The sequence below is a fragment of the Muricoccus roseus genome, assembly GCF_900141905.1.
Classification (GTDB): domain Bacteria; phylum Pseudomonadota; class Alphaproteobacteria; order Acetobacterales; family Acetobacteraceae; genus Roseomonas; species Roseomonas rosea.
Genome location: NZ_FQZF01000024.1, coordinates 17,691 through 41,337 on the forward strand (window position 1 = coordinate 17,691; position 23,647 = coordinate 41,337).

Annotated in this window: 25 protein-coding genes; 16 read left to right on the forward strand and 9 right to left on the reverse strand. The window is 69.5% G+C overall.

Going from position 1 to position 23,647, the window contains the following annotated elements; translation table 11 throughout:
- Position 1 precedes the first annotated feature (1 nt).
- From BUB97_RS18170 to BUB97_RS18195, 6 genes are all read right to left on the reverse strand, one after another.
- Positions 2 to 1,156 carry a mandelate racemase/muconate lactonizing enzyme family protein gene (locus BUB97_RS18170; protein ID WP_073137363.1) on the reverse strand — a complete coding sequence of 385 codons (1,155 nt, stop codon included), beginning with the start codon at positions 1,154 to 1,156 and terminating at the stop codon, positions 2 to 4.
- Positions 1,153 to 1,809 carry a GntR family transcriptional regulator gene (locus tag BUB97_RS18175; protein ID WP_073137365.1) on the reverse strand — a complete coding sequence of 219 codons (657 nt, stop codon included), beginning with the start codon at positions 1,807 to 1,809 and terminating at the stop codon, positions 1,153 to 1,155. The genes BUB97_RS18170 and BUB97_RS18175 overlap by 4 nt, the downstream gene beginning before the upstream one ends.
- A gap of 372 nt (positions 1,810 to 2,181) precedes the next feature.
- Entirely contained in the window at positions 2,182 to 2,406 is a 225-nt protein-coding gene (locus tag BUB97_RS18180) for a hypothetical protein (RefSeq protein ID WP_073137367.1), read from the reverse strand.
- A 97-nt stretch (positions 2,407 to 2,503) separates the two neighbouring features.
- Positions 2,504 to 2,722: a hypothetical protein gene (locus BUB97_RS18185; protein ID WP_139281383.1), complete on the reverse strand. Its 219-nt coding sequence runs from the start codon at positions 2,720 to 2,722 to the stop codon at positions 2,504 to 2,506.
- 280 nt (positions 2,723 to 3,002) lie between these two features.
- Positions 3,003 to 4,310, reverse strand: a complete 1,308-nt coding sequence (locus BUB97_RS18190) for a hydantoinase/carbamoylase family amidase (protein ID WP_217659705.1) — start codon at positions 4,308 to 4,310, stop codon at positions 3,003 to 3,005.
- Positions 4,311 to 4,472: 162 nt separating this feature from the next.
- The gene (locus tag BUB97_RS18195; protein ID WP_139281384.1) at positions 4,473 to 4,754 is read right to left on the reverse strand and encodes a hypothetical protein; all 282 of its coding nucleotides are present in this window, start codon (positions 4,752 to 4,754) and stop codon (positions 4,473 to 4,475) included.
- Positions 4,755 to 4,936: 182 nt separating this feature from the next.
- On the opposite strand from BUB97_RS18195, the gene BUB97_RS18200 reads away from it, so the two are divergent.
- Together BUB97_RS18200 and BUB97_RS18205 are read left to right on the forward strand one after the other, a co-directional pair.
- Entirely contained in the window at positions 4,937 to 7,066 is a 2,130-nt protein-coding gene (locus tag BUB97_RS18200) for a M48 family metallopeptidase (protein ID WP_073137373.1), read from the forward strand.
- A gap of 36 nt (positions 7,067 to 7,102) precedes the next feature.
- Positions 7,103 to 7,615: a hypothetical protein gene (locus BUB97_RS18205; protein WP_073137375.1), complete on the forward strand. Its 513-nt coding sequence runs from the start codon at positions 7,103 to 7,105 to the stop codon at positions 7,613 to 7,615.
- 110 nt (positions 7,616 to 7,725) lie between these two features.
- Here BUB97_RS18205 and BUB97_RS18210 read toward each other — a convergent pair whose 3' ends face one another.
- Positions 7,726 to 7,935: a hypothetical protein gene (locus BUB97_RS18210; RefSeq protein ID WP_073137377.1), complete on the reverse strand. Its 210-nt coding sequence runs from the start codon at positions 7,933 to 7,935 to the stop codon at positions 7,726 to 7,728.
- A 297-nt stretch (positions 7,936 to 8,232) separates the two neighbouring features.
- On the opposite strand from BUB97_RS18210, the gene BUB97_RS18215 reads away from it, so the two are divergent.
- From BUB97_RS18215 to BUB97_RS18260, 10 genes are all read left to right on the forward strand, one after another.
- Positions 8,233 to 8,421: a hypothetical protein gene (locus BUB97_RS18215; protein ID WP_073137380.1), complete on the forward strand. Its 189-nt coding sequence runs from the start codon at positions 8,233 to 8,235 to the stop codon at positions 8,419 to 8,421.
- A gap of 497 nt (positions 8,422 to 8,918) precedes the next feature.
- Positions 8,919 to 10,481 (forward strand): ATP-binding protein, encoded by a 1,563-nt coding sequence (locus BUB97_RS18220; protein WP_073137383.1) that lies wholly within the window; start codon positions 8,919 to 8,921, stop codon positions 10,479 to 10,481.
- Between the two features lie 10 nt (positions 10,482 to 10,491).
- Entirely contained in the window at positions 10,492 to 11,136 is a 645-nt protein-coding gene (locus tag BUB97_RS18225; RefSeq protein WP_073137385.1) for a response regulator transcription factor, read from the forward strand.
- 38 nt (positions 11,137 to 11,174) lie between these two features.
- The gene (locus BUB97_RS18230) at positions 11,175 to 11,552 is read left to right on the forward strand and encodes a response regulator transcription factor (RefSeq protein WP_217659706.1); all 378 of its coding nucleotides are present in this window, start codon (positions 11,175 to 11,177) and stop codon (positions 11,550 to 11,552) included.
- Between the two features lie 117 nt (positions 11,553 to 11,669).
- Positions 11,670 to 12,323: a hydrolase gene (locus BUB97_RS18235; RefSeq protein WP_073137389.1), complete on the forward strand. Its 654-nt coding sequence runs from the start codon at positions 11,670 to 11,672 to the stop codon at positions 12,321 to 12,323.
- Positions 12,324 to 12,481: 158 nt separating this feature from the next.
- On the forward strand, positions 12,482 to 13,318 hold the full coding sequence (locus tag BUB97_RS18240; protein ID WP_073137391.1) for an alpha/beta fold hydrolase: 837 nt from the start codon (positions 12,482 to 12,484) through the stop codon (positions 13,316 to 13,318).
- Positions 13,319 to 13,544: 226 nt separating this feature from the next.
- Positions 13,545 to 15,503, forward strand: coding sequence for an amidohydrolase (locus BUB97_RS18245; RefSeq protein ID WP_217659707.1), 1,959 nt, complete (start codon positions 13,545 to 13,547; stop codon positions 15,501 to 15,503).
- 1 nt (position 15,504) lies between these two features.
- Positions 15,505 to 15,894, forward strand: coding sequence for a DoxX family protein (locus tag BUB97_RS18250; protein ID WP_073137393.1), 390 nt, complete (start codon positions 15,505 to 15,507; stop codon positions 15,892 to 15,894).
- Positions 15,891 to 17,474, forward strand: a complete 1,584-nt coding sequence (locus BUB97_RS18255) for an MFS transporter (RefSeq protein WP_073137396.1) — start codon at positions 15,891 to 15,893, stop codon at positions 17,472 to 17,474. Before BUB97_RS18250 ends, BUB97_RS18255 begins: the two co-directional genes overlap by 4 nt.
- A 152-nt stretch (positions 17,475 to 17,626) precedes the next feature.
- On the forward strand, positions 17,627 to 18,616 hold the full coding sequence (locus tag BUB97_RS18260; RefSeq protein ID WP_086062322.1) for a hypothetical protein: 990 nt from the start codon (positions 17,627 to 17,629) through the stop codon (positions 18,614 to 18,616).
- Positions 18,617 to 18,700: 84 nt separating this feature from the next.
- On the opposite strand, the gene BUB97_RS18265 is transcribed toward BUB97_RS18260, so the two are convergent.
- The gene (locus BUB97_RS18265; RefSeq protein WP_073137398.1) at positions 18,701 to 19,189 is read right to left on the reverse strand and encodes a hypothetical protein; all 489 of its coding nucleotides are present in this window, start codon (positions 19,187 to 19,189) and stop codon (positions 18,701 to 18,703) included.
- A 321-nt stretch (positions 19,190 to 19,510) separates the two neighbouring features.
- Between BUB97_RS18265 and BUB97_RS18270 the strand changes: the two genes are divergently transcribed.
- Positions 19,511 to 20,113, forward strand: a complete 603-nt coding sequence (locus BUB97_RS18270; protein WP_073137400.1) for a hypothetical protein — start codon at positions 19,511 to 19,513, stop codon at positions 20,111 to 20,113.
- Positions 20,114 to 20,118: 5 nt separating this feature from the next.
- Positions 20,119 to 20,466: an SPOR domain-containing protein gene (locus BUB97_RS18275; protein ID WP_073137466.1), complete on the forward strand. Its 348-nt coding sequence runs from the start codon at positions 20,119 to 20,121 to the stop codon at positions 20,464 to 20,466.
- Here the strand turns inward: BUB97_RS18275 and hflX are convergent.
- Positions 20,451 to 21,833, reverse strand: coding sequence for a GTPase HflX (gene hflX, locus BUB97_RS18280; RefSeq protein ID WP_073137401.1), 1,383 nt, complete (start codon positions 21,831 to 21,833; stop codon positions 20,451 to 20,453). The genes BUB97_RS18275 and hflX overlap by 16 nt on opposite strands.
- Before the next feature lie 498 nt (positions 21,834 to 22,331).
- Here hflX and BUB97_RS18285 point away from each other — a divergent pair, with 498 nt between their 5' ends.
- A complete protein-coding gene (locus tag BUB97_RS18285; protein WP_073137403.1) occupies positions 22,332 to 22,796 on the forward strand; it encodes a hypothetical protein in 465 nt (154 codons plus the stop codon).
- Between the two features lie 124 nt (positions 22,797 to 22,920).
- The gene (locus BUB97_RS18290; protein ID WP_086062324.1) at positions 22,921 to 23,550 is read left to right on the forward strand and encodes a 2-hydroxychromene-2-carboxylate isomerase; all 630 of its coding nucleotides are present in this window, start codon (positions 22,921 to 22,923) and stop codon (positions 23,548 to 23,550) included.
- The last annotated feature ends 97 nt before the right edge of the window (positions 23,551 to 23,647 follow it).

Below are 23,647 nucleotides of genomic sequence, written 5' to 3' on the forward strand. Positions count from 1 at the left end.
CTCACCTTGGCCGGAACCGCTCGAGCGCGGCCCGGTCGGGCTCCACGCCCAGCCCGGGCGCGTCCGGCACCGCGATCATGCCGCCGACGGGGCGGAGCGGCTCCCGCAGCAGCTCGTCGCGCAACGGGTTGTCGGCGACGTCGTATTCCACCCAGGGCGGGTCCACCTCGCTTTCCGTCACCGCCGGATAGGGCGGCTGGGCCGCGACGAGATGGACGGCCGCGGCGAGCCCGAGGCCCGTGCCCCAGACATGCGGCGAGAGCCGCGCATGGCGAAGCGTGCAGAGCTGGCCGATGAGCCGCCCCTGCGAGAGGCCGCCGCACAGCGCGAGGTCAGGCTGCGCCATGTCGATCACCCGGGGCGCCAGCAAGTGGTCGAAGGCGAAGGCGGTGTAGAGCGCCTCGCCGGTCGCGACCGGAATCTCGCGACGCGCCATCAGCGCCCGGTAGCCCTCCTCATCCGCCGGGGAGAGCGGCTCCTCGTACCATTCGATGCCGAAGGGCGCGATGGCGCGCATGCTCGCGAGCACCTGGTCGAGCCCGTAATTGCCGTTGGCATCCACGGCGATCCGCATCTCCGGCCCCAGCGTCTCGCGGGCAAGCCGCACGCGTGCGACATCGTCGGCCACGCCGCGCCCGATCTTGATCTTGCAGGCCGGGAAGTCGCGGAAGCGCGGCAGCTGCGCCTGCAGGCCGAGCGCGGGATCGGCGGTGAAGTAGCCGCCGGACCCGTAGACCGGCACGCTGTCCCGTGCCCGCCCGCCGATGAGCGCATGCACGGGCAATCCGTGCTCCTTCCCGAGCGCGTCATGCACGGCCATGTCGATGCCGGAGAGCAGCGCCATCAGCCCGTTCTGGACGCCGAAGTGATAGTTGCGCGCCAGCAGGCGGTGGAACAGCGCGCCATGGTCCACGAGGCGCGCGCCGCGCCAGTCCGCCAGGACGAAATCGAGATAGGCGGCTGTGAAGCCTGGCGGGCCCCAGGCCTCGCCGAAGCCGCTGATCCCGGTATTCGTCTCCACCTCGACGATGGTGGCGCCGCGGGCCGCCACCAGGCCGCGCGCCATGCCATAGGCGCCCGCCTCCCCCATGACGTGCAGCACGGGGTGCAAGGTGATGCGCGCGATCCGGGCCGCGCCGCCGGTCCAGTCCGTCATGGGGCCAAGCGCTCCCGCGATGCCGTGAGGTGATGGGCCATGGCGGCCTCGGCGGCCGCGGCGTCATGCCCCCACAGGGCGGCGACGATGGCCTCGTGCTCCCGCGCCGTCTCCTCCGCGCCTTGCTGGGCCTTCATGTAGAGGCGCGAGGCGTGGACCTGGGCGTTGAGGGCGGTGAGGGCCTGCCGGGCCGGCTCGTTGCCCGATGCCTCCGCGATAATGCCGTGGAAGGCCTCGTCCGCCGCGGCATGGGTGCGGTGCGTCTGCCAGGGACCACGGCGCACATGGGCTCCCATATCGGCCAGGCAGTCCCGCAGGCGCGTGATGGCCTGCGGCGTGATGCGCGGCGCCGCCTGCGCGGCCAGCCAGGGCTCCAGCCGCAGCCGTGTCTCGTACAGGTCCCGCAGGAAGGCCTGGTCGGGCATGGGGGCCACGGTGAAACCGAGATAGGCCTCGTTGCGGACGAGGCCGCGCGCGCAGAGCCCGGCCAGCGCCTCCCGCAGCGGGGTGGTGCTCACCGCCATCTCCCGCGCCAGGGCGTCGATGTTCAGCCGGGCGCCGGGCGCCAGGTCCTGATCCATGATTCGTTCCTGGAGCCGGGCACGGACCTGTTCAGCCAAGCCGACCCGGGTGACCACCCGTGTATCCTGCATCGTGCACGATCCTAAACGAGGTCCGTATCCCCGTGCAAGGGATCTCCGGCCCGCCCTGCCCCAAAACCTTCATCCGTGGGGAACAGGGCCGCCCGGCGTCGTCACGCCCTGGCCACTTCGCGGGGAGGGAGGCAGGCAGAGGCGGCCGCTGGCCAAGCCAGGCAGCCGCACTTCCGGTGAACTCATCATCATCGAGGAAGGGGGCGGAGCGGGTCGCCGAGGCCGGCCGCCGGCACCATGGCCGTGGCAGGTGAAGCCACGGCCCGGCGCCTGGCTGCCTCGGCCAAGCGGCCGGGGATCAACCCCGGGTGCCGGTAATCCCCATGCCCAGGGAGGACGTGATGAGGCCTGCTACGGCACCGGCGAGCGTGCCTAGCCCGGGGCCGCGGCCGACAGCGCCCGGCTCGCCTGCCACTGGCGCTGCACCTCCTCGTTCACCTCTTCCGCGGTCTTTCCGGGGCGGACGATCACTTCGGCGCCGTTCAGCTGGAAGCGGTAGGGCACGCCATCGCGATTCGCCTTCTCGACGCAGCGGTTGATGACATGCGGCAGGTAGTCGCTCTCGGTCGTCGGGTAGTCCTGGACATGCGACGTCATGCTTGCCTCCCTGGCCTTTGACACCGAGCTTAGGACCAGGCGGCCGCCGCCGTCATTCCACGAATGTTGCCAGTCGTGTGAGGGGATCCGAACGGCTTCAGCCGACGGACCATGGCCCGGGGCCGTGCCCCTTCTTCCAGCGCTCCTTCAGCTCGTCCCACTGGGCACGGCTGTCGCAGGCGAGCCGGAGGAGGTCCCGCGGGAGCTCCTCGTCCAGGGCGGAGTCCCAGCGTTCATGGAGGCTGCGGCTGAGCCAGAGGTCGAACGGGTCTGCCTGGCGGCCCGCGACCGGCAGCATGGGTCGGCGAGGCGGCATGGTATCCTCGGCTGTTCCGGCCTCCAGCTGTGAGAACGTCTCTCAACGGGCAGGGTTCCTCCTGCCCGGCCAAGATCGCCGGCAGCGGAGCTTTTCGCCGTGCCTCACCCCGGCGTCGGCCGGGCACGGCTGACCTGTCGAGCCGTCCCCGGGCCCGGGCCAACACCCGGACGATCCATCCCTCTGGCGCTCGGTGACGGCGACGAGCGGAGGCAAGGCGCGCCCCCTTCCGCCGCGAAGGCCACCCGGGGGCGGGCCGAACCAAAGCCATCCCGGGCGGTCACCCCGCCGTCGATGCGGTGGCAGACTCCAGCATCCATCCGGCGAGAATGGTGATGCCCGCCATCAGGTCGTCGATGTCCATGGCCTCGTCCGGATTGTGGCTTCCATTGGCGTTGCGCACAAAGACCATGCCCATCGGCACCCCCATCGCGGCGAAGGTCGCGGCGTCATGCGAGGCGGGGCTACCGAGAGGCTGCCAGTCCAGGCCATGGGCGATGGCCTGGCGCTCGAGGCATTCGCGAACGAGGGGCGCCACGGGCCCGACGGGGGCGGAGGCGCGCGCGCCAAGGTCGAAACGGACCCCTCGCCGGGACTCAATTTCGGCGACCATGGTCAGAACGCGCCGTTCCAATGCCGCCAGCACCGCCTCGTCATAGGCGCGGACATCCAAGCTCATCAGGAACCGGCCGGGCACGCTGGTCATGCCATGCAACGCCGCATCCGTGTGGAAGCGGCCGATCGTCGTCGCCATAGGGATGCCCGCGGCCTCGTGCTCCTCCCAGATGCGATCCATGCCGGTGGCGAAATCGGCGCCGGCCAGCGCGGCATCGCGCCGGAAGCGCCGGGGCAGGCCGACATGGGCCTGCTCCCCTGAAATGGTGATGTCGGGGTAGCGGAAGTTCCCGGGAATGCCCGTGCCCACCGCGATCGGCCGCCCAGCCTCCAACAGGCTTGGCGCCTGCTCGATATGCAGTTCGACGAAGCTCGCGATACGGGCGGGGTCCAGGTGCCGCCGTCCCTCGCGCAGGGCAGCCACGTCCGCGCCCTGGTCCGCCATATGGGAGGCGAGGCTGCGCCCGCTGTCGATCCGCGTGGCGCTGTCCAGCGCAGCCGGCGGCAGAATGCCGAATGCGCCACGGCTGCCGACATAGGAAACCTGGAACCAGACGCTTTCCTCCGCACGGATCGCCATGACGGTGACGTCCCGCTCCGGCTGCGGGCACAGCGCCCGCAGGGCCTGCAAGGCGGCCAGCCCCGCGACGACGCCCGCCGCGCCATCGTAGTTCCCGCCATGCGGGACGGAATCCAGATGAGAGCCCGTCATCAGCACGGGCGCGGAGCGATCCCGTCCGGGAAGCGTGACATAGGTGTTGAGGGCCAGGTCATGGCTCACCTCGTAGCCGAGCGCGCGGGCTTTCCTCGCCAGCATGGCATGGGCGAAGGCCTCGCCCTCGCCATAGGGCGCCCGCGTCACTCCGGGATGGTCCAGCGTCGCCCCTCGCAGCTCATCGAACAGCGCCTCGACCATCGGACGGGTGGCCGTGACGGCGGAGATGATCTGCGTCGGGGGGGCGAGACCGGCCATGCATTCAAATCCTCTCAATTCTCTGAAACGGTACCGGAAATCCGACCGCGGGAACAATTCGCGCTGTCCCGCAGCGGCGATTCCCACGAATCTCGCGAGCGGCCCGTGCCAGCGTCGTACGCTGCCATCCTGTCGATCAGCCCGTCGGCCCTGTGCCGGCGGTCACTCCACCTTCGCCTCATAGGCATCGAGCCGCCTGCGGATCGCAGGGTTGCCCGCGTGGCGCCGCTTGAGCCGCTCCAGCTCGGCATCCGTGCCGCGGCAATTCGCCTCCAGGGCCCGTGCGATCGCCCCCGCGCGGGCGGGGTCGTCGGAATCCTCGCCCCGGAAATGGTCGCAGCGGTCGCGCCGGGCGGTGAAGGCCTGCACATCGGGCGGCGCCTCGGCCGCCAAAGCCGGCCAGGCGGAGATCCAGGCGGCGAGGGCGGCCGAAGGGAGCGACATCGGGTGCATGCCCGGAGATCGTCCCGATCACGTCCAGTTGGTCAAGCGGCCAGCCCGGTTTTCGCCCATGCGGGGGTCTATCCTACCCTGCCGCTCTACGCAGGGCGCGAGAAGCGGAGGATCCGTCCATTCCCGAGACACCCCGGCGCGGCCGCGCCACACTGGGCCTCCTGGCGACCACCGTGCTGCTGCCCCTTGCCCTCCTGGGCCTCGGCCTGTGGGAACAGCAACGCGGCGCGTCCGACGAGGAGGCGATGGAGTTGCAGCGGGGGCAGGCGGCCAAGGCGGTCGCGCTTCTGGAGGCTCGCCCAGCCCAGCCCGATGGCCGCCCGGATTTCGGCGCCCGGTTCCGCCGCAACGGCCACACCTATGTCGGCCCTCTCGCCCTTTCCGAGGCGCGTGACGCCCTCGATGACGCGGAGAGCGCGCTCGCCCTGTCCCGCGCCCGCCGGTACCTGCCGCCCGTCGTGGCCGCATGCGCCGGGGTCGCCGCCGGCCTGTCGGTCCTCGCCCTCCTGGCCGCGACGCTGCTGGTACGGGCGGGGCGCAGATCGCGGGACGCGCTGGTCCGCGGCTTCTCCCTCGTCCGGCGCGTGCTGCCGCCGATGATGGGAACGCAGGTGGTGCTGGTCGCGATCGGTGTCGTCGCGGCCGTGGCCTTCGAGGCCTCGGCCATCCTCGAGGCCGGCAATCTCTCGAGCGGCGGGGCCAAGCTGCTGGGCATCGCCGCCATCGCGATCGGCGCCAGCCTCTGGACCGCGGGGAAAGCCGTGGTGCAGCTGCGGCGCACGGTGGGCCTCTTCACGCCGGACCCGCTCTCCATCATGGGCCGCCCCGTGACGCGGGAGGAGGCGCCGGGCCTGTGGCGCATGCTCGATGAACTGGCCACGCGGCTCGGCGCCCTGCTGCCGGACAATGTCGTGGTCGGCCTCACCGGCGGCTTCTTCGTCAGCTCCGGCGCGAAGGTCCTGGAGCCCGGCGGCGGCACGCTGGCGGGGCGCACACTCTATCTCCCCCTTCCCTTCCTGCCCCTGCTGCGGGAGGACGAGGTGGCCACCATCATCGGTCATGAGCTGGCGCATTTCTCGGGCGGCGACACCGAATACAGCCTCCGCTTCCTGCCCATCTATGCCGGCGTGGGCCGCTCGCTGGATGCCGTCGCCCTCGCCGGCATGGGCGGCGACGGCTCCATCTCGCCGCTGACCCGCCCGGCACTGAAGCTGGGCGTCTTCGTCATGGACCAGTTCCACCATGCCGTGCGGCACTGGAGCCGCCTGCGCGAATTCGCCGCCGACGCCGCCGGCGCGAAGGTCACCTCGGCCGATGCGGCCGCGCGCGCCCTGCTCCGCACGGCCGCTGCCTACCCACGCGTGGACGAAACCCTGGAGCGCGCCTTTCGCGCCCCCGACGCCGCGCCGGCCGACCTGGTCGCCGCCGCCCTGCACCACGCCGAAGAACGTGGCCTGGTGGATCCGACAGGACATCTGGAGGAGACGCAGCCCCACCCGACCGATACCCACCCGCCCACGCGCCAGCGCCTTGCCGCCCTCGGCCGGGAGCCGGGGCCCGAGCTGCTGGCCGAAGCCGCAGCCGCGCCACCCCCGGAGGCGATCTCGCGCCTCGCCAAGTATTTCGCCGAGCCGGACTCGCTCTGCCGGGCCGCCAGCGCCGACTTCCTGCGCGCCGCGCGCGACAACGCGCGGGAGGCGCATCAGGCGTTGGAGGCCGCCGCCTCCGAGGTGGCAGAGGAGCCGGTGGCGCTGCATGAGAACACCCGCGGGGGCGCCATCTTCCTGTTCGTCTTCGGCGGATTGCTGGTGGCCGGCGCCCTGACCGTGCTGGCTGTGGACGTGCCCGGCACCGACGCCTCAGGTAAAATGATCGCGGCCGGCGCCGGTGGCGGCCTTGGCCTCCTCTTCATCGGCTTCGGCGTGCCGCTCCTGCGGCGCGGCGACAAGCCCTTTGCCATCCTCCGCCAGGAATCCATCCACATCAGCGGGCTCGACCGGCCGATCCTCTGGGAACATGTGGCGGATCTCGACATCACGCTGGATGGCGGCCGGCTGGTCACCCGCATCCTCCTCCCGCCGGAAGCGCCCTTCCCGGCGCGCCTGCCGCGGGGGCGTCGCGTGAAGCTGGATCCGAAGCGCCGGATCCTCTCCTTCGCGGCGTCCCCGCCGCGCCACCTCAAGGTGCAGGGCTTCGCCGACCTCATCGGGCGCTACCGACAGGCCGACGCCGCGCGCCGTATCCTGGCGGCGGAAGCCCGGGCGGCATCCGCATCCGATGCCGAAAATGTAACCGGCGCGTGACTTCTCCCCCGCACCCGCCCCGCTAGAAATTCGGCCATGCAACCCCAGGCCGAATCTCCCCGCCCGCTCACCCTGCCGCCGCAGGGCGACCACTGGCGGCATAGGCTATGGGGCCTGTTGGGCACGGTCATGTTCGGGGCGATGCTTATCGCCATCGGCATCTACACGGTGCCCGGCCTCGTCAGTGACTGGCGAATCCGCGGCACGGCAGAGCCCGTGGCGGGCGGCCGGGTCACGGAGGGGTCCTGCAGCTCGAAGCTCGTGCTGACCATCTGTGACGCCACCCTCTCGCTCCAGACGAAGTCAGGGCCGGTGTCGCGCGACGTGAACTACATCTTCACCGACGTGCATTCCGGCAGCTACTCGGTGACGGTGGTGGCCGACCCGGCGCATCCGGAGCCGGCAACGACCGACATGGCGCTGGAAAAGCTCTGGAACCGGACGATCACCTTGCTGGTCGGCGGCGGCATCCTGCTCGCACTGACCATGGCGCCGATCATCGGCATCATCCGGCGGCTCCGGCATCGCGATGAGGCAAGCGCCGCCTGAGCGCCTGATTTCGGGATGAGCGGAAGCGCGTTCCCGCGCCCCGCCGATCGGCCGGGCACCCCTGCCCCGATGATGCCTGGCGATCCTCGGCTCTTCGACCGCGGCAGCGCTTACCGGCGGCCGAGGTTCCTCTGCGCGGCTCCCAGCACCTCCTCCAGGCTTTCAAGCCATTGCTCCGCCTCCTCCAGCGCGGCGGAGCGCGTATCTGACGGGCCGAGACCCTGTAATTCGGCAAGTACGCTGCGCTGCCTCTCCACCTGGTCCTCGATCCGGTCCACCAAGGCAGCCAGGATGCTCACGCCGGGAGGCGCTGCGTGCATTGCGCCATCTTTCGGAGCGCCGGGCAGCGGCAGCATCGGCCGGCATAGGGCGCTCCGCCGCGCACGGTCCACTCGGCTCAGGGCTCGGCGCCGTTCAGGTCGAATGTCGCAGCTGGTCAAAAGCGAACTCCGGCTGTCTCCAAGAACCACCGCACTGCAAGCACATTTTGTCGATGCCGCGCGTCGTCAAGACGACATCCATCAGATCACTTCGTCGCGACTCCTCACGGCCATATCGTCCGGTTCAACTCCGACCCTCCATTCCGCGTTATGGCGAAAACGAGCGTGGAGTTCCGCATGTCGAAGGCAGGCTTTTTCGCGCGTCCGATCGAGGTGGACGGAAAGCACCACCCGCAGGGCGACCGCAAGGAGGAGAAGGAGTCGTCGCGCTGGTCCGATACTGTTCACAAGGTGGCTGACAGCATCCGGAGCTTGCTGCCCTCCTCCGAGCCCTCGAAAGAGTCCGATCCTGAGCGCGCGGCATAGGAGCGATCATCCCGCCGCGCCGGTCCGCCTGGTCAGGCCGGCACGGCCGGGACCCGGACGGCGACATCGCCAACGCTGCGGATGGCTTCCAGGTTCATGCAGCGGGCCCGCCGGGTCGCCCGCTCGTCGCACTGCTCCATAAAGCGTCGACGAGGCGGCCGAGGGCGGCCCCTTTGGGAACGATGCCGACCGCCTCGATGCGGCACCAAAATGTTCGCCGCTTCCAACGGGCCGGGTGAGCAGGCCGCGAACGGCGTCATCTGCTTAGCCGTCGCGCTGTACCGGGAGGTCGGCTCCGTCTCGTTGCGCGACCGTGCCGCACCCCCTACGCGAGCTGGGTTGGTAACCGTTCTTCCGGAAGCACCTACGCCGAGTCGGCCGTCGGGGATGACGTCCTTCGTCATACAGGGCCGCCCTAGGCCCAGGACTCGCTTCCCCGGAGGCAAAAAAGGTAGGCATTCTTTGGATACCCGAAAGCATGCCGGGGAAGGTCAACTTTGCTCCGTCGAAGCGAGCCGATCGCCGGCCTAACTCCACCACGCCCCTACGTCGCGGCTGCGGTGGCAGCAGCCCTGATAGCCGCTCTGGTCGCGACGATTCCCTTCGCGCGTGTTACGATCACCGGCAGTGAGGTCATCCTGCCGGCCTACGCCGCTGCGGTGTTCGTCCTGGAGGTCATCACAGCGGCCCTTCTTTTTTCGCTGTACAGCGTGCAAAGAGGCCCCGCTTTGCTCGTTTTGGCTTCCGGCTATCTGACGGCGGCGCTTATGATTCCGGGGTGGATACTGACCTTCCCCGGCCTTTTTTCTTCCCTGGGAATTGAGGCCGATGTACAGGCGACGGCAACGATCGCCGCCTTGCGTCGCATTACCTTTGCGCTTTTCATTTTCAGCTATGCGCTTGCTCCGTTTGGTGCCTCCGCAGGAAGATCACCCGGAGTGACGGCGACATGGACCGTCATCTGCATCTTTGCGGCCGCCGCCGCGGTGATGTGGCTGATTGCGCGACAGCAAATGTCGTTGCCCACTTTCATGCGGGATGCGCGAAATGTAACAGCCCTTTGGTCGATCGTGCCGGCAGCCGCCATGGCCATCTACGTGACGAGCATGGCCATCCTCATCCGGCGGCGCCGAGCAGCGCTTGATATTTGGGTTTGTCTCGTTGTCTTCTCGCTCGTGATCGAGCTGACCTTGCTCTCCTATATCAGCAGCGGCGTGCGGCTCAGTGTCGGCTGGTGGGGTGGGCGGGTATATGGCCTTGCAGCAGCGGGCACCGTTCTGCTGGTCCTGCTCGCGGATACAACGGCGGTCTATGCCCGGCTGGCCCGCTCGGTTGCCGCTGAGCAGCGCGCCCGCCAGAACCGGCTGACGGCTATGGAAGCCCTGTCCGCTTCGATTGCCCATGAGATCAACCAGCCCCTGGCAAGCATCATCACCAATGCGGACGCCGGATTGCGCTGGCTGACCCGAGCGGAGCCACGGATCGATAAGGTGGATGCAAGCTTGCGGGCCATCGTGTCCGAAGGGCATCGGGCCAATAAGATCGTCCTGGGCATCCGCACCATGTTCATGAAGGGTGCACAAGAACGGGCGCTGGTGGACCTCCCGAAGGTCATCACCGACGTCACGCGATCTGCGGCAGAAGAGGCGAATCTTGCCGGCGTCTCCATAAGCGTCCTGTTGGATCCCCAAACGCCCGCCGTCATCGGCAACTCGGTCCAGCTCAGGCAAGTCATTCGGAACCTTGTTGAAAACGCCATAGATGCGATGAAAACCATTAGCGACCGTCAGCGTGAGCTCTCCATAGAGACCCGGAGACTGGCTGATGGAGAAGTAGAGATCACGGTGCGGGATACGGGCACAGGGCTCGAACCCGGAATGGAAGAGCGGGTCTTCGAACCGTTCTTCTCCAGCAAGCCCGGCGGGATGGGCATGGGGCTGATGTTCTGCCGCGCGGTGGTCGAGGCGCATGGAGGACGGCTCTGGACTTCGGCAAATGTCCCGCGAGGCGCTATATTTCACGTGTCACTGCCCGCGGCGGAGATGAATAGCCGCGACTGAGAGGCTGGTCATGGCAGAGCAATCCATCGTCTTCATCGTCGATGACGATGCATCGATCCGCGCTTCCCTTGAGAATCTCCTGGCTTCCGAAGGCTATGCAACCCAGGCCTTCGACTCGCCCCAGGCCTTCCTGAGCGCCGACCGACCGGACCTTCCGGGATGCCTCGTGCTCGATGTGCGCCTGCGCGGCAACAGCGGCCTCGAGTTCCAGCGTGACCTCATACGGCGCGGGTTGCGGATTCCGACTGTCTTCGTCACGGGCCATGGCGACGTGCCCATGTCGGTCGCGGCGATGAAGGCCGGGGCCATCGAGTTCCTGCTCAAACCCTATCGCGACCAGGATCTGCTCGATGCCGTGCAGAAGGGCGTCGAGCTGGACCGGCATCACCGCAGGCAAGCGGCGGAAGTGGCCGAGCTACGCGCGCGCTACGCGGCCATGACCCCACGCGAGCGAGAGCTCATGCCCCTCGTCGCCAGCGGCATGCTCAACAAGCAGATCGCGGCGAAGCTGCAGCTCAGTGAGGTCACGGTGAAGGCACACCGGGCGCAGATCATGCAGAAGCTGGAGGTGTATTCGCTCGCCGAGCTGGTGCGCGCCGCCGATAGACTCGCGACGGAAGGCCAGACGGGTCGATCAGCGGATGCCATCGCATAATTGACGCCACCAAAGGCTCTCGTTGAGCCTTTGCCCGGGTGGAACTGGCAGGCGGCGCAGCGATGTTGGCTATCGTCGAGGACGATCCGTCCGCCCGCGCCGCGCTCAGCAGCCTCCTCGGCGCGATGGACTTCGTGGCGGTGGGCTTTCCGGACGCGGCCAGCTTTCTCGAATTCGGCGATCTGGACCAGGTCGGCTGCCTGATCGCCGATGTTCGCCTCCCCGGCATGAGCGGCCTGCAGCTTCATCTCTGCCTACGCGCCGCGGGACGGAACCTGCCGACCATCCTGATCACGGCCTATCCCGACCCGACCTCATCACGAAGCGCGCTCGATGCAGGAGTACGGGCATATCTCGCCAAGCCCGTGCAGCCCGAGGAGCTGCATGCATGCCTGGAGGCGATCCTCGGCTTATGACACGCGCCCGGCGCGGTTCCACCCTCCCTTGGTCTTGGGGAACCGACCCGAAGGTCTGATGGTCCCGATCTCCTTCCATTCCCTAGGCTTGCGGCCAGCCGAATGGAGATATGCGCCATGCCGACCGCCGCAGCCGTCGCGGGACAGAGCCTGCTCGATCCCACCAACCACATGCTGATCATGATAGATTTCCAGTCGCAGATGGCCTTCGCGACAAAGTCGATCGATGCGGTCACGCTGCGCAACAATGCCGCGCTGGTGTCCGAGGCTGCCGCTGGCTTCGGGGTCAGCACAATCCTGACCACAGTGGCGGAGAAGTCCTTCTCCGGTCCGATGTTCGAGGAGATCACGCGCGCTTTCCCGGGCGGAACGCTGCTTGACCGCACCTCCATGAACACCTGGGAGGACAAGGCGGTGATCGCGGAGGTGAACCGCATCAGCAAGCCCCGCATCGTGCTGGCCGGACTCTGGACCTCGGTTTGCATCGTCGGTCCCGCCCTGTCGGCGATCGACCAGGGCTTCGAGGTCTATGTCATCGCGGACGCCTGCGGCGACGTGTCTCAGGAAGCCCATGAGCGCGCGATGGAGCGCATGGTCCAGGCGGGTGCCCGGCCGGTCACCTCCCTGCAATACCTGCTGGAACTGCAGCGCGACTGGGCGCGTACCGAGACCTATGAAATGACCACGGGTATCGCGAAGAAGTACGGCGGCGCCTACGGCCTCGGCATCATCTATGCGAAGTCGATGTTCGGTGCCTCGGAGGGGCACTGAAGGTTAGCAAGATGGCCTCGGACGAACAGGCGCCTCCCGGTTAGCATCGGATTCGGACGGTGCCCGAAGGCAGGCCATCGGCGCCGCTGATCGGCACGTCCAGCCTGCCGCATGCGGCAGGAACAACCACCAGGCCCAAGGCAGAGGGACCGAGCAACATGGCCTATGTGACCACCAGCGACGGTATCGAGATTTTCTACAAGGACTGGGGTCCCAAGGATGCCCAGCCGATCATGTTCCATCACGGCTGGCCTCTTTCCAGCGATGACTGGGACACGCAGATGCTCTTCTTCGTCCAAAGGGGCTTTCGCGTCGTCGCCCATGACCGCCGCGGCCACGGGCGCTCGGCCCAGGTGAGCGACGGCCATGACATGGACCACTATGCGGCCGATGCCTTCGCGTTGGCCGAACATCTCGACCTGCGGAACGCCGTCCATATCGGACACTCCACCGGCGGCGGTGAGGTCGCCCGCTATGTCGCGAAGCATGGACAGCCCGCGGGGCGCGTTGCGAAGGCGGTGCTTGTCAGCGCCGTGCCGCCGCTGATGCTCAAGACCGACGCCAACCCCGAGGGCCTCCCGATCGAGGTGTTCGACGGGTTCCGCAAGGGCGTCGCCGACAACCGCGCGCAGCTCTTCCTCGACGTCGCCTCCGGCCCGTTCTACGGCTTCAACCGCCCGGACGCGCAGGTCTATCCCGGCGTGATCCAGAACTGGTGGCGTCAGGGCATGATGGGCAGTGCGAAGGCGCATTATGACGGCATCAAAGCCTTCTCCGAAACGGACCAGACGGAGGATTTGAAGGCGATCACCGTGCCGACGCTCGTGATGCATGGTGACGACGATCAGATCGTGCCGATCGCGGATGCGGCGCTGAAGGCCATCAGGCTGCTGAGGCACGGCACGTTGAAGGTCTACCAGGGCTACCCGCACGGAATGCTCTCGACCCATGCCGACCGCATCAACGCGGATCTGCTCGCCTTCATCCGCAGCTGATTCCTCGCGTGGTGCCTGCGTGCGCCGGTCTCCTCGCCGGCAGCGTCCAAGGCTTCCTGACCACACGCTGGCCGGCGCCACCAATCCTGGCGCCGGCAGCCCCCGGCATCCTGCTCGGTGGGCTCGTTCTGAAACACCATCCGCCCAGTCCCTCGTTGCCGCGTGAGGAATGCACGCAACATCCGTGCGGCCGGCTGCCCGGCCGTGGCGAAGGAGATGCCGCCCGATGCGCGAGCCCATGCGTCGCACCGTCACCGGGGGCCTGGCGGCCCTCGCCTTCACCCTTTCGAGCCGGAGCTCCGCCATGGCCGCCAACACCGCGCCGGACATGATCATCCAAAACGGACGGATCACGTCGCTCGACCGGAGCAACCCGGCCCCCGAGGCGGTGGCGATCACCGGCGGGCGCTTCTCGGCTGTGGGCGATGCCTCCGCCATCCTGCCGACGGCGGGGCCGGAGACGCGGGTGATCGACCTGCGCGGCCGGCGCCTCATCCCCGGCCTCTTCGACAACCACCTGCACGTCATCCGCGGCGGGTTGAACTTCAACATGGAGCTGCGCTGGGACGGCGTGCGGAGCCTGGCCGATGCGATGGACATGCTGAAGCGCCAGGTGGCCATCACGCCGCCGCCGCAATGGGTGCGGATCGTGGGCGGCTTCACCGAGCATCAGTTCGTCGAGAAGCGCCTGCCGACGCTGGACGAGATCAACGCGGTGGCCCCGGACACGCCGGTCTTCATCCTGCACCTCTATGACCGCGCCTTGCTGAACGCCGCCGCGCTGCGGGTGGTGGGCTACACGAAGGACACGCCCAACCCGCCCGGCGGCGAGATCCAGCGCGCGCCGGATGGCACGCCGACGGGCCTGCTCCTGGCCCGGCCCAACGCCACCGTTCTCTACGCCACCCTGGCCAAGGGCCCGACCCTGCCCTTCGACTACCAGCTGAATTCCACGCGCCACTTCCTGCGCGACCTGAACCGGCTGGGGGTCACCAGCGCCATCGATGCGGGCGGCGGCTACCAGAACTACCCGGACGACTACAAGGTGATCCAGAAGCTGGCCGAGGATGGCGAGCTGACGGTCCGCATCGCCTACAACCTCTTCACCCAGAGGCCCAAGCAGGAGAGGGACGACTTCCTCCGCTGGACGCAGAGCGCGAAATACCAGCAGGGCGACGACTACTTCCGGCTGAACGGCGCGGGCGAGATGCTGGTCTTCTCTGCGGCCGATTTCGAGGACTTCCGCGTGGAGCGGCCGGAGATGCCGCCCGAGATGGAGCCGGAGCTGGAGGCGGTGGTGCGCATCCTGGTGCAGAACCGCTGGCCCTGGCGGCTGCACGCCACTTACGACCAGACCATCTCCCGCGCTCTCGATGTGTTCGAGAAGGTGAATGCCGAGATGCCGATCGGGGATCTTCACTGGATCTTCGACCATGCGGAGACGGTGAGCGAGAAGTCTCTCGAGCGGATCGCCCGGCTGGGCGGCGGCGTGGCCGTGCAGCACCGCATGGCCTATCAGGGCGAATACTTCGTGGAACGCTATGGCGCCTGCGCCGCCGAGGCCACGCCGCCGGTCGCGAAGATGCTGGAAATGGGCGTGAAGGTCTCGGCGGGCACGGATGCGACGCGCGTCGCGTCGTACAACCCGTGGGTCGCCTTGTACTGGATGACCACGGGCCGCACCGTCGGCGGGCTGCGCATCACGCCCGAGCGCAACACGCTGGACCGTGAGACGGCGCTGCGGATGCTGACGGAGAAGGTTACCTGGTTCTCTAACGAGGAGGGCAAGAAGGGCGCCATCATGGAGGGGCAGCTGGCGGATCTCGCCGTGCTGGACCGCGACTATTTCGCCGTTCCGGGTGACGAGATCCAGGACATCACCTCCGTGCTCACGCTCGTGGGTGGCAGGGTGGTGCACGGCACGGGCGATTACGCCTCCATGGCGCCCCCGCTGCCCCCCGCCATGCCGGATTGGTCGCCCGTCCGCCGCTTCGGCGGCTATCAGGACCGGCGCGCAGAGGCGCCCGGCGCCAGGGGCGCCTTCGCCCTGGCCGGCGCGCGCTGCTGCGATGCCGCCTGCGGGGTGCATGGCCACGACCACGCCCGCGCCTGGGCGGCCGCTACCCCGGCGGGTCAGGACCAGGGCTTCTGGGGTGCGCTCGGCTGCTCCTGCTGGGCCTTCTGAGATGAACCCCACCGGCACCCGCATCCTGACCTGGATCGCCCTGCTCGGCCTTTGCGCCGCCTACATCCAGGGCGGGCTGAACAAGCTGCTCGACTTTCCCGGCGCCGTCGCGGAGGCCGTCCATTTCGGCCTGCCGCTGCCGGCCGTCACGGCGGCGCTGACCATTGTATTGGAACTGCTGGCCAGCCTCCTCATCCTCACGGGGCGGTTGCGCTGGCTCGGGGCACTGGCCCTCGCGGCCTTCACCCTGGCCGCCACCTTCATCGCCCTGCGCTACTGGGAGATGCCCGTGGGGCAGGGCCGCTTCATGGCGGCCAACGCCTTCTACGAGCATCTGGGCTTGGCAGGGGCCTTCCTCCTCGTCGCCTTGTGGGACGGGAAGCGGGCATGAGCGGCTCCCCACCCGGCGCCTTCGCCCCGCTGCGCCAGACCACCTTCGCCGTGGTCTGGGCGGCGACCGTCCTGGGCAATACCGGCACCTTCATGCGCGACGTGGCCAGCTCCTGGCTGGTGACCGATCTCGCGGCCGGGCCGGCGGCCGTCTCCCTGATCCAGGCGGCCGGCACCCTGCCGGTCTTCCTGCTGGCCATCCCGGCGGGCGTGCTGTCGGATATCCTGGACCGGCGGCGTTTCCTCATCGCCATCCAGGTCCTGCTCGCGGCCGTCAGCCTGTCCCTGATGGCGCTCTCCTATGCCGGGCTGATGACGGTCACGGCCCTGGTCGCCCTGACCTTCCTCGGCGGCATCGGCGCGGCGCTGATGGGCCCCACCTGGCAGGCCATCGTGCCCGAGCTGGTGCCACAGCGGGAGATGAAGGCGGCCGTCGCGCTCAACTCGCTCGGCATCAACATCGCCCGCTCCATCGGGCCGGCGGCGGGCGGGCTTCTGCTGGCGAGCTTCGGCGCCGCCCTGACCTATGGCGCGGATGTGGCGAGCTATGTCTTCGTCATCGCCGCCCTGCTCTGGTGGAAACGGCCGGCGAAGGTGGATGAGCCGCTGCCGGAGGAGTTCGGCGGCGCCTTCCGGGCGGGGCTGCGCTATGCGCGCGCCAGCCGGGAACTCCATGTCGTGCTGCTGCGGGCGGCCATCTTCTTCGCCTTCGCCAGCGCCGTCTGGGCGCTGCTGCCACTCGTCGCGCGCAACCTCCTGGGCGGGGATGCCGGTTTCTACGGCATCCTGCTGGGCGCCGTCGGCATCGGCGCCATCGCCGGGGCGCTCCTCCTGCCGCGGCTGCGTGCGGGGCTGAGCGCCGATGGGCTGATGCTCACCGCCGCCCTCGTGACGGCCGGGGCGATGGCCATGCTCGCCCTGGCGCCACCGCGCTGGGCAGCCCTGGCCGTCCTCATGCTTCTGGGCGCCGCCTGGATCATCGCCCTCACCACCCTGAACGGCACGGCCCAGGCGATCCTTCCGAACTGGGTTCGCGGGCGGGCATTGGCGGTCTACCTCACCGTCTTCAACGGCGCGATGGCGCTGGGCAGCCTCGGCTGGGGCGCCCTGGCGGAGGGGTTGGGCGTGCCGCTGACCCTGCTGGTCGGCGCGGCCGGCCTGGCCGTCGTGGCCCTGGCTCTGCACCGGGTGAAGCTGCCGGTAGGCGAGGCCGATCTGGTTGCCTCCCATCACTGGCCGGAACCGCTGGTGGCCGAGCCGGTGGCGCATGACCGCGGGCCCGTCCTCATCCTCATCGAATACCGCGTGCGGAAGGACGACCGCGCTCCGTTCATCCGGGCGATGCATCGCTTCTCGGCCGAGCGCCGGCGCGACGGCGCCTATGGCTGGGGGATCACGGAGGACGCGGCGGATCCGGAGAAGCTGGTGGAGTGGTTCATGGTGGAATCCTGGGCCGAGCATCTCCGGCAGCATCGGAGGGTGTCGCGCGCTGATGCCGACCTGCAGACGGTGGCGCTGCGCTTCCATGCCGGGCCGGAGGCGCCCGTGGTGCGGCACTTCCTGGGGCTGGGGAAGAGCTGAACCGAAAGGCCCGCCGGGCCGAGCTCCGCTTCAGGCGCGGCATGCGCCTCTCCCATCCCGCCCGCAGGCTTAGCGGGCCATTCGAGGGCGCCAGCAGGAGGGTTCCCCCGCCTCCCCCGATCGGACACGATCTCCGGAGATGCGACCGGGGGATGATGGTGAAGGTCACGCTCGACCTGTCGCGGCTGCTGCAGGAAGGCCGGATCACGCGGGAGGAGCATGACCGCCTCGCCCTGCTCGGGCGGCGCGGCACGGGCTCCCTGTTGGTCAATGCGCTCATCGGCTTCGGCGTGGTCGGCGTGAGCGCCGGGATCGTGGCGCTGCTGCCGAGCGTGCTGACCGCCATCCCGCTGGGGCTCGTCCTGATGTCGGCCGGAGCCTGGCTGGTGCTCCGGGAGCGGAGGCGATGGGACGTGCTGGCCACGATCCTGATCCTCGTCGGCGCGCTGCTTCTCGGGGCCAGCCTCCTCCTGCTCAGCAGCGGGCAGACCACCCTGAACGGGGCGCCGCCGGGCGGCGCGGGTAAGGGGCGGCCGCTGCTCGGCCTGCCGGCGGCCTATCTCCTGGTCGCGACGCTCTTCGCCGGTTCCGCCATCCTGGCCCGCAGCGGCCTGCTGGTCGCGCTCGCCGTGCTGCTGCTCTCCGCCGCGCTCGGCAGCGGAACCTCCTACGACCACGCCTTCTACGCGCTCAGCGTGCAGCAGCCGCTGGCGACGATCCTCGCCTTCTCGGCGCTGGCGGCCGCGGCCCATGCCGGCGCCCCGCAACTGCGTGCGGCGGGGGAGCGGCTGGCGAACATCGCGGCGCGCACGGCGCTGCTCCTGGTCCAACTCGGCTTCTGGGTCGGGTCGCTCTGGGGCGACGACGCGGACTGGATCCGGCGCTCTCTCGGGCGCCCCATCCCGGCGGATACCTTCAGCATCGCCTGGGCCGCCGTGTTGCTCCTGGCGGCGATCTGGGCCGGGCGGACGAACCGGCTCTGGACCCTCAACCTCGCCTGCATCTTCGGCGGCATCCACTTCTACACCCAGTGGTTCGAAAGCTTCGGTGCCGCGCCCCTCAGCCTGCTCGGCGGCGGCGTGCTGATGCTCGCCTTCGCCCTGGGGCTTTGGCGCCTGAACGAGCGCCGGGCGGAGGGGTGATGCGCCATCCGGTCATCCGGCGCCTTGCGCGGAACGGGGGCATCCTCGACCAGAGCTGGAAGGAAGGGCCGCTCCGCGACCGGCTCACGCCGCCCCCCGGTTCCTGGCCAGCATCCCCGCCGCCCAGTCCCGCACGGCCGCCGGCTCGACCACGGTCAGGTCGCGGCGCGGGAGGAGGGCCGGCCGCGCCGGGCCGAAGCGGAGGACGAGATAGTCCCTCGCCTCCTCCAGCCCCGTGAACAGCGCGGCATCGTAGGACGCATCCCAGGCTGCCGCCCGGAAGGTGGCGCGGTCGGCATCGAGGGTTACCGTCACAGGCCCAAGAAGCGGCTCACGCCCCTCAGCCGCACGCGCCTCCAGCATGGTCCGCAAACCAAATCGCTGCGTCCGGCGGGAGAGCAGCATGCTGAGAAGGGCGACGCCGAGGACCGGACCGACCGCTGCCGCGTCGTCCCAGCCGGGCGGCCGCAGCAGTGGCGCAGGGTCATGGGGGTTCACCACGGCCCAGGCGGCAAGCCGGCCCGCAAGCGGGGCCGCGAGGGCGAGGAGCGTACCCCCACCAGAAAGGTCCAACCGACGATGCCAAGCATCGAACCGCGTCGGTCCTGCGAGGCAAGAAGCCAAGCCTGATCCTCGGGATGCCAGTTCACGGACAGGGCGATCACGCCCGCCCCTCCCGCGCATGCTCAGACGGGTCTGGCGGCAACGGCCTCCACGGGCGAGAGGCAGCCGGACCGGCCGGTCCGCGCGGCGCTCACCGCCATGTCATTACCGGGCAACGAATGGTGCCCCGCCCGGCATCGACCAACACCTCCATCCGGACAAGAAGGGCCGGACAAGAACGGAACGTGCGAGCGGGCCGGCAACGGAACGCGATGGGCGCGGAGGGGAAAGATGGACGCGATCGCCGGCCCGGTCCGGTATGTCCTGCAGGTGCCGGCACTGGGCCCGGAGGATTATGCGCGCCTCCAGGCGGTCCTGCTCCGGGGCCTAGCGCCCCGCCCAAGCTGGCGCAGGCGCCTGGCGGGCCTCGTCGGGGGCGGGCTGGTGGGCGGTGCCATCGGGCTCCTCGCCGCCCGCTGGGACGTCACGGCCGAACTCTGGGTCAGGAGCGCGCGGCAGGGATGGATGCTGACGCTCGACGGCCCCGGCATCCTCCTGGCGGCCCTCGGCGTGGTCCTGGCAACCTTGCTGTCGCTCGCGATGATTCTCGTTGCGCGGCAGCGCCGCGGGATTCGCGCGCTGCACGCGGTGGGCGGCGAGCTGTTCGGCGCGCACGAGCTGCTGCTCGGCGATGCTGGCCTGCTCTGGCGCAATGTCAGCCGCACCCTCTTCGTCCCCTGGTCCCGCCTGACCGGCGCGATGCGGCAGGGCGGCATGCTCCTCCTCTTCGCCGACCGTATCAGCGCCTTCTGGTTGCCGGAGGCTCTGGTCGCAGCCCATCCCGACCGGGCGGGGCTCGAAGCCCTGCTCCGACGCCACGCGGCCCTCCCGTGACCCGCATGCGCATCCTTCCCGCGGCCTTCGCGCTGCTCCTGGCCTTGTCCATGCCGGCAGGGGCTGCGCAGACCCTGAAAGGGCGGTGGTGGATCGTGCTCGGCAGCTCCGCCGCGCCCGAAAGCCTGCCGCGGCCCTTCCCCGAGGCGGACCGCGCCGCCGAGGCCGCCCGCCGCTGCGGGGTGGAGCCCATGGGCGACTACTCCGCCAAGTTCGAGGGCTTCGCGCCCGACCTCTACGTCACGGTGGTGGGCGGCTTCACGACCCGACGGGAGGCGGAAGCGGCGCTGGCCCGTCTCCGCCGCTGCGTGCCCGATGCCTATCTCCGGCGCGGCGGCTACGGCGGGGAGTGACGTCCGGAGCCCTCGGCGGGCGCGGCAAGGCTCCGCTGCAGCCGCGCGAGGGCACCGGGGAGGCCACGGACCTTCAGCACCCGGCCATTCTCGTCATACTCTTCCGACAGAACCCGCGCGCTTTCGTAAACCTCGCCGATCAGCCCCTGCTTCGCATAGGGTAGCACCAGCACATCCTCCACCATCGCCGCCTCGAAGAAGGCGATGATGGTGTTCCGCAGCGCGCTCACATCTTCCGGTGCGTGAGCCGAGAGCATGATGGCGTCGGGATGCTTCTCGAGCAGGGCCGCGCGCCCGGCAGCATCCACCCGGTCCATCTTGTTCAGCACCAGGAGGGACGGCACCACATCCGCTCCGATCTCGCGCAGCACGCTCCGCGTCACCTCCAGCTGCGCCGCATAGGTCGGGTCCGACGCATCGACCACGAAGAGCAGCAGCGAAGCCTCCAGCGCCTCCGTCAGGGTGGAGCGGAAGGAGGCGACGAGGTCATGCGGCAGCTGCTTGATGAACCCGACCGTGTCGGAGACGAGCACGCGCGGCCGGGTTTCCGGCTGCAGGATGCGGACGGTGGTGTCGAGGGTGGCGAAGAGCTTGTCCTCTACCAGCACCTGGCTGCCAGTGAGGGCCCGCATGAGGGAGGACTTGCCCGCATTGGTGTAGCCGACCAGGGCCACCCGCAGCTGGTCCCGCCGGGCGGAGCGGCGGTTGTCGCTGTCGCGCTGCACCGCCTCCAGCTGCTCCTTCAGCTCGGCGAGGCGATCGCGGATCTTGCGGCGGTCTAGGTCGAGATTGCTCTCGCCGGCACCCGGCCCCTGCCGCCGCTCGCCGCCGCCCGAGGATTCCCGCAGGCGGGGCGCGACATATTTCAGCCGCGCCATTTCCACCTGGAGCTTCGCCTCCCGGGTGTTCGCGTGCCGATGGAAGATCTCCACGATAACGCCGGTACGGTCGAGCACCTGCGCGCCAGTAGCCCGTTCCAGGTTGCGGATCTGGCTGGGCGACAGCTCGTGGTCGACAATCACGAACTCCGGCCTGCGGGCCGCGTCGTCCCCTGCCTCTGCCTTGGGCGCCGGCTCGGCGGCATCCTCGAAGCGCTGCCGTGCCTTGGACCTCGGGGTCGGCGCCATCGAGCCGACCACGCCGGTGCCGCCCGTGAGCGCCGCCAGTTCCGCCAGCTTGCCGCTTCCGAGGAGCGACCCTGCGCCGGTGCCCTCGCGCCGCTGCGACACCGTGCCCACCACCTGATAGCCCAGCGTCTTCACTAGACGCCCCAGTTCCTCAAGGCTGGCCTCGTGCGCGACGTCATCGACCTCGGGCGTCTGGATGCCGACGAGAATGGCGAGTGGAATGGGGGGCTTGGTCTCCATGGGGCCGCAGTAGCACGGATCACGCCGCGGAACGCCCCGGGGATCATGCTGTCCCATCCCGGAACGCGAAGGTGAACTGGCTGTTCACTGCCTCGTTCAGGAAAAGACGGGCCGGCGAGGCACGGGCGGGTGCCTACGAGCCGGCCCTGACCACCCGTGCTTGGAGGAGCACATGGCGGCTGAGCGGATGTGTAGTGCATATCCGTGCCCGACGCGAATCAGGACTGCGATCGCCTGCTCCGTTCGTCGGCAGGGGAACCCAAGCGGGAAGCAGCCGTATTGCGCCGCATGTGCCTGCTCCGCGGTACTGGCGCCAGAACCGGGATCACCTCCACGCCGTTCCCGCCCAGGAAGCCGGCGGGGGGCGCCCGGCCCTTTCCGATCGCCGGAGTGGCCGCGTGGCTGCCCTGCCACGCCCGCCGGAATGGAACGCGGCCGGCGCCAGGTCTTAACGAATCATATTCCTATTTTTGTTCCTGCCCAGTCTAAGCTCCCCCCATGAGCCACCTCCATGACACCCACGCCCCCGCCCCTGACCTGGACGTGCTGGCCGCACGCTCGGCGGAGCAGCGCTACCGGAGCCTGGTGGAGCGCGGGGTATCGAAGGTCCAGGCCTGGGAAGAGGCTGTCGCCCTCTTCGTGGGCCATCACCCGAACTGGCCGGTGCCGCTCGCCGAGCGCGCGGCGGCCCGGACCGTCGGGCCGATGATCCTCAACCGGCTGGCTGCCGCCCAGGGCCAGCCGAAGCAGCCGGCGGCCAAAGCCCCTCTCGATCTGCTGGTGGACCTGGCCACGCCCGAGACGCCGGAGAGCATGCGGGCCGCCATGCGGGTGGAGGAGATGGGTTCCGGCGCGATCGCGGTGTTCCGCGGCGCCTGGAAGATGGCAGGCGACGTGCGCCCGCTGATGTCCCGCCTGACGCGGGGGCAGATGGCGGCGCGCGGTTCGGCCCTACCGGCCTGACCCTTTGCAAGCCCTGCTTTCCCGGCAGGGCTGCGGAGCAGCGGCGTATGGGCGCGGTGCCGGCAACAAGGTAGGCTTCCAGGCCGGCGACCGGGCCGGGGTTCGACCGCGCCCCGCAACGCGCATGCAGCAGCAGGAAGCAACGGCGATGGGCTTGCACGTCGATTATTTCGCGTCACTGAACTCGCCCTGGACGCATCTGGGCGCCGCGCGGCTGGAAGCCATGGTGGAGCGCCATGGGGCGACGCTGCGCATCTACCCCGTGGATTTCGGCACCATCTTCCCCGCTTCGGGCGGGCTGCCGCTGCCCAAGCGCTCGCCGCAGCGCCAAGCCTACCGCATGCAGGAGCTGGAGCGGTGGCGCGATCACCTCGGCATCCCCATCCACCTCAAGCCACGTGCCCACCCCGCCAATGAAGGTTTCGCCGCCAGCTGCGTCATCGCCGTGCGTGAGACGCTCGGAGACGGGCCCGCCCTCGCCCTGGCGCACCGCCTGCTCAAGGCCCTTTGGGAAGAGGACCAGGACAGCGGTGAGCGGACCGTCATCGAGGCCTTGATCCGCGAGGTGGGGCTCGACGCTGCGGCCGTCATGGCGCTGGGCTCGGAAGACCGGTGGGCGGAGCAGCGGGGCCAGGACACCCAGGCCGCGCTCGCGCGCGGCGTGTTCGGCGCGCCGAGCTACGTGGTCGGGGCGGAGATCTTCTGGGGCCAGGACCGGCTGGAATTCCTCGAACGCCGGTTGGCGCGAGGATAGATCCGAGCCCGGGAAGGGTCAGCCGCCGAAGGCTGTGCCAGCCGGGGCGGAGCGGGGCCGGATCCTTCTGCCGCTATGGGCTGCCGGGGAAGTCCCG

Bases quoted from the DNA above. Each gene is read 5' to 3' on its own strand.
- BUB97_RS18170 (WP_073137363.1), bottom strand. From the start codon at position 1,156: ATGACGGACTGGACCGGCGGCGCGGCCCGGATCGCGCGCATCACCTTG.
- BUB97_RS18175 (WP_073137365.1), bottom strand. From the start codon at position 1,809: ATGCAGGATACACGGGTGGTCACCCGGGTCGGCTTGGCTGAACAGGTC.
- BUB97_RS18180 (WP_073137367.1), bottom strand. From the start codon at position 2,406: ATGACGTCGCATGTCCAGGACTACCCGACGACCGAGAGCGACTACCTG.
- BUB97_RS18185 (WP_139281383.1), bottom strand. From the start codon at position 2,722: ATGCCGCCTCGCCGACCCATGCTGCCGGTCGCGGGCCGCCAGGCAGAC.
- BUB97_RS18190 (WP_217659705.1), bottom strand. From the start codon at position 4,310: ATGGCCGGTCTCGCCCCCCCGACGCAGATCATCTCCGCCGTCACGGCC.
- BUB97_RS18195 (WP_139281384.1), bottom strand. From the start codon at position 4,754: ATGTCGCTCCCTTCGGCCGCCCTCGCCGCCTGGATCTCCGCCTGGCCG.
- BUB97_RS18205 (WP_073137375.1), top strand. From the start codon at position 7,103: ATGCAACCCCAGGCCGAATCTCCCCGCCCGCTCACCCTGCCGCCGCAG.
- BUB97_RS18210 (WP_073137377.1), bottom strand. From the start codon at position 7,935: ATGCACGCAGCGCCTCCCGGCGTGAGCATCCTGGCTGCCTTGGTGGAC.
- BUB97_RS18215 (WP_073137380.1), top strand. From the start codon at position 8,233: ATGTCGAAGGCAGGCTTTTTCGCGCGTCCGATCGAGGTGGACGGAAAG.
- BUB97_RS18225 (WP_073137385.1), top strand. From the start codon at position 10,492: ATGGCAGAGCAATCCATCGTCTTCATCGTCGATGACGATGCATCGATC.
- BUB97_RS18235 (WP_073137389.1), top strand. From the start codon at position 11,670: ATGCCGACCGCCGCAGCCGTCGCGGGACAGAGCCTGCTCGATCCCACC.
- BUB97_RS18240 (WP_073137391.1), top strand. From the start codon at position 12,482: ATGGCCTATGTGACCACCAGCGACGGTATCGAGATTTTCTACAAGGAC.
- BUB97_RS18245 (WP_217659707.1), top strand. From the start codon at position 13,545: ATGCGCGAGCCCATGCGTCGCACCGTCACCGGGGGCCTGGCGGCCCTC.
- BUB97_RS18250 (WP_073137393.1), top strand. From the start codon at position 15,505: ATGAACCCCACCGGCACCCGCATCCTGACCTGGATCGCCCTGCTCGGC.
- BUB97_RS18255 (WP_073137396.1), top strand. From the start codon at position 15,891: ATGAGCGGCTCCCCACCCGGCGCCTTCGCCCCGCTGCGCCAGACCACC.
- BUB97_RS18260 (WP_086062322.1), top strand. From the start codon at position 17,627: ATGATGGTGAAGGTCACGCTCGACCTGTCGCGGCTGCTGCAGGAAGGC.
- BUB97_RS18270 (WP_073137400.1), top strand. From the start codon at position 19,511: ATGGACGCGATCGCCGGCCCGGTCCGGTATGTCCTGCAGGTGCCGGCA.
- BUB97_RS18275 (WP_073137466.1), top strand. From the start codon at position 20,119: ATGCGCATCCTTCCCGCGGCCTTCGCGCTGCTCCTGGCCTTGTCCATG.
- hflX (WP_073137401.1), bottom strand. From the start codon at position 21,833: ATGGAGACCAAGCCCCCCATTCCACTCGCCATTCTCGTCGGCATCCAG.
- BUB97_RS18285 (WP_073137403.1), top strand. From the start codon at position 22,332: ATGAGCCACCTCCATGACACCCACGCCCCCGCCCCTGACCTGGACGTG.
- BUB97_RS18290 (WP_086062324.1), top strand. From the start codon at position 22,921: ATGCAGCAGCAGGAAGCAACGGCGATGGGCTTGCACGTCGATTATTTC.